Genomic DNA, 3,478 nt, shown 5'->3' with positions numbered 1-3,478 from the left:
CTCGGAGGCGGTGGTCTCGGGCATGGAGGTCTCCTGGGGAAGCGGTCGGTGCCGCCCGTGCGGCCCCTGTTGGCGTCGCAGGGGTAGACCGCACCTCGCTGCGCAACTCATCGCAGGCCGGCCGCCGATCCGCCTCCCCGTGTCCGTGAAGGCGGTCCGTGCCGCACCACCGCCTTCACCCATATCCGGTCGTCCGTCAGATACCGGTCCACCCTCAGGCCCTCCTCCGCCAGGGCCTCCTCGAACTGCTCCCTGCTCAGCGGCCGGGCCCGGAACGTCTGGGTCCAGACGGCGTCGGGGAACTCGTACTCCGCGCGCACCGAGTGGACTCCGTCGCCGACCGGCTCGGAGGAGACGATCCGTACGGTGAAGCCGCTGGGGTCCACGCGCTCGCGCGGCACGTTGGCGTGGTAGTCCTCGCCCTCCCGCTGGATCAGCACGCAGCCGCCCTCGGCGACATGGCGCGCGCAGGTGCGCAGCAGGCCTCGCCGCACCTCGGCGTCTCCCGTGTGCACCAGGAACGACGCGAGCAGCACCGCGTCGAACGTCTCGCCCAGGTCCAGTTCCTCGATCGGGCTGCATATCGTCCGCGCGCCGCGCACGCGCTCCAGCATCGCGGCGGACTCGTCCACCGCCGTGACCGTGAACCCTCGCTCCAGCAGCGCGTGCGTCATGCGCCCGACCCCGCTGCCCAGCTCCAGGACGCGCGCGCCCTCGGGCACCGCGGCGGCGATGATGTCCGGCTCGTCCCCGGCGGGCAGCCGCGCGTACAGCTCCACCGCGCAGCCGTCCGGGGTGATGGCCCCCGGGCCCGTCCCCTCATACCCCTCACGCATTTTTCAGCTCCATGCCCGTCCAACGGGCGCTCCCCGCACGCCCGTTCCCCTCCCCGCCGCCTTCACCCGACCGAGTGAAGCCGAGCGAGGACGGGCATCCCCGGCGGGCACGACCGGGCGGCTACAGAGGGAACCAGCCGTGTCCCAGGTACCAGTGACCGCCCGCCCGCAGATGGTTCCCCACCGCCCGCTCCACCGACGTACGCCCCGGCAGGCTCGCCACCGGCAGATCCGGGTCTCCGAAGACGAACCGGACCGGCTCGGTGTCGGCCCGGTCCGGCTCCGCACCGGGCTCACGGGCGGCCCTGAAACGCCCCTGGAAGCGGACGATGTTGGAGGCCGGGTCCAGGTACCGCTTCAACTGGGGGTCGAGCAGCCAGGAATGGCAGACCATCACCCGGTACCGCTCCCGCGGGAAGTGCCGGGCGAAGAAGACCCGCGCCAGATCCAGGGAACGGTCGCAGCCCTCGGGTGACAACGGCCCGTAGAAGCCCGGGATGTGCAGGTTCAGACAGGGCTCCCCCGGCGCCACGTCCGTCCCGGCCGCCGCCACCGCCCGCCCCGTCCGCTCGCCGAGCCTCGCGCGCTCGAACTGGAGACGTCCCAGCTGATACAGCTCGCCGCGGAAGTGCAGCGTGAGCCACTGCGGCACCAGCATCCCTCCCGTGCCGTGCTGGCGCCGATGGAACGCCATGCTCCGTCCGAAGTCGGCGAGGGTGTGGCGGCTGATGTCGTCGGGGACACCCCGCTCGCGGTGGAAGGCGCGGATGTGTGGCAGTGCCGAGACGAACACGTACGCCGCGAAGTAGCGGCCCAGCGCCGCCGGCGCCTCGGCGAGGCGCTCATCGAGCGGCACCCCGGCCCCGACCTCTCCGATGTCCCGCACCAGGTCCGTCACGCACTGCTCCAGCAGCCGCATGGCGGCGGCGTCCGCGGTCAGGGCCCGCCGCAGCGCGACCAGGTGGTTGACGTCTTCGTGCGGCACCGCCAGGTCGAGCAGGATCCCGGGCAACGCGTCGGCGTCCGGCAGCATCGCGGCCCCCCTGTGAGCCCTTGGTGAACCCCCGCCACGAAGAGTACGTTGCCCTCAGGAGTGGTGACAGGACGATGCGTACGGGCAGTGAACCGAGGACGGCGCGCAGTGCGCTGCGGGCCCGCTTCTGGCTGAGCCTGTGGGGGCTGGCCTGGGCGGTCGTCGGCGCGGTCGCGTTCACGCTCGCCGGGCGACCCGGCTGGGCCGTCGCCTGCGGCGTGCTGCTGCTGGTCGTCACGATCGACCTCGCCGTCGTCCTCCGGCACATCCGCCAGGGCCCGCACTACCAGCCCGGCCCCGGCATTCCGCCCTACCGGCCGGTCGACGACCGCCCGGCAGACGACCGGCCCGCGGACGGCCGGTCACCGGGCCGCCGGTCACCCGGCCACCGGTCGGCGGACGGCAGGCCGACGGGAAACCCGCCGGACGACCGCCCCTGACGCGACGGCGTCAGGAGTCGAAGCGCGCCGCCTTCAGGAACTCCGGGTTCGGATCCAGCGCGGCAGCGAGCCGGAAATGACGCTTGGCCTGGTCGGGGCGGCCCTGCCGTTCGAAGGTGCGGGCGAGCGCGAAGTGCGCGAAGGCGTTGTCCGGCTCGCGCTCCAGCACGATCGAGAACTCCAGCTCCGCCGGCCGCAGCTGCGCGGCCGCGAAGAAGGCACGCGCGCGCAGCAGCCGCGCGGCGGTGTTCTCCGGGTGGGCGGCGACGACCTCGTCGAGCAGCTTCACCGCGCCCCGCGGGTCCCGCGCGGCCAGCAACTGCTCGGCGGCACGGAAGTCGATGACGTGCGTCTCCGGGGTACGTCCGGTCGAACCGCTGGTCTCGGGCACGGCAGAGTCCTTCCCTCACTCCCCCGCTTCAACGCCCCCTCGGGGTGCCGCTATTCCTGGGGGGACCGCCGTGACGCCTGGGACCTGCGCACGAGCTCGGCCCACACGTCCTTCACACGGCGCTCCAGCTCCTGGAGCGGAACGTCGTTGTCGATGACGATGTCGGCGATCTCGCGGCGCTGCTCACGGGAGGCCTGGGCGGCCATCCGCGCGCGGGCGTGCTCCTCGGTCATGCCCCGCCGCCGCACGAGCCGGTCGAGCTGGGTCTCGGGGGCGGCGTCGACGACGATCACCAGGTCGTACAGCGGTGCCAGCCCGTTCTCCGTGAGGAGCGGGACGTCGTGGACGACGACCGCGTCCGCGGCGGCGGTCTCCTCCAGCTCGCGGGAGCGGGCGCCCACCAAGGGGTGCACGATCGAGTTGAGGGTGGCGAGCCTCGCCGGGTCGGCGAAGACGATGGAGCCGAGCCGGGGCCGGTCGAGGCTGCCGTCCTCGGCGAGGATCTCCTCGCCGAAGGCCTCCACGACCGCGGCGAGCCCCGGCGTCCCCGGCGCGACGACCTCCCGGGCGATGCGGTCCGCGTCGATCAGCACGGCCCCGCACTCGACGAGCAGCCGTGACACCTCACTCTTGCCGGCGCCGATGCCACCGGTCAGGCCCACCTTCAGCATGGCCGCAGCCTAGACGCTGCCCTGGGGGCGCCGGGTGGAGGGTGCCATGTGCCGAGTGCCCGTCCGTGTCCGTCGTGCGGCGTCGTGGGGGCTGGTCACCCCCCCCC

Annotated in this window: 4 protein-coding genes and 1 pseudogene; 1 reads left to right on the top strand and 4 read right to left on the bottom strand. The window is 73.3% G+C overall.

Features of this window, described 5'->3' with window-relative positions; genetic code table 11:
- Positions 1–107: 107 nt before the first annotated feature.
- Positions 108–836 (bottom strand): class I SAM-dependent methyltransferase, encoded by a 729-nt coding sequence (locus RIN80_RS26500; protein WP_309098170.1) that lies wholly within the window; start codon positions 834–836, stop codon positions 108–110.
- A gap of 121 nt (positions 837–957) precedes the next feature.
- Positions 958–1,869, bottom strand: coding sequence for an acyltransferase domain-containing protein (locus RIN80_RS26495; RefSeq protein WP_309098169.1), 912 nt, complete (start codon positions 1,867–1,869; stop codon positions 958–960).
- A gap of 74 nt (positions 1,870–1,943) precedes the next feature.
- Between RIN80_RS26495 and RIN80_RS26490 the strand changes: the two are divergent.
- A pseudogene (locus RIN80_RS26490) lies at positions 1,944–2,204 on the top strand (DUF6343 family protein); the annotation flags it as partial.
- A gap of 115 nt (positions 2,205–2,319) precedes the next feature.
- Here the strand turns inward: RIN80_RS26490 and RIN80_RS26485 are convergent.
- Complete coding sequence (locus RIN80_RS26485) at positions 2,320–2,700, bottom strand: tetratricopeptide repeat protein (RefSeq protein WP_309098167.1); 381 nt, start codon at positions 2,698–2,700, stop codon at positions 2,320–2,322.
- Positions 2,701–2,750: 50 nt separating this feature from the next.
- Complete coding sequence (gene coaE, locus RIN80_RS26480; protein ID WP_309098166.1) at positions 2,751–3,371, bottom strand: dephospho-CoA kinase; 621 nt, start codon at positions 3,369–3,371, stop codon at positions 2,751–2,753.
- Positions 3,372–3,478: the final 107 nt, after the last annotated feature.

This window comes from Streptomyces sp., assembly GCF_031181705.1.
GTDB lineage: Bacteria > Actinomycetota > Actinomycetes > Streptomycetales > Streptomycetaceae > Streptomyces.
This window is presented reverse-complemented; position numbering and strand designations above follow the sequence as displayed.

Excerpts from the sequence above, each read along its gene's own strand:
- coaE (WP_309098166.1), bottom strand. The coding sequence starts at position 3,371 with ATGCTGAAGGTGGGCCTGACCGGTGGCATCGGCGCCGGCAAGAGTGAG.
- RIN80_RS26495 (WP_309098169.1), bottom strand. The coding sequence starts at position 1,869 with ATGCTGCCGGACGCCGACGCGTTGCCCGGGATCCTGCTCGACCTGGCG.
- RIN80_RS26500 (WP_309098170.1), bottom strand. The coding sequence starts at position 836 with ATGCGTGAGGGGTATGAGGGGACGGGCCCGGGGGCCATCACCCCGGAC.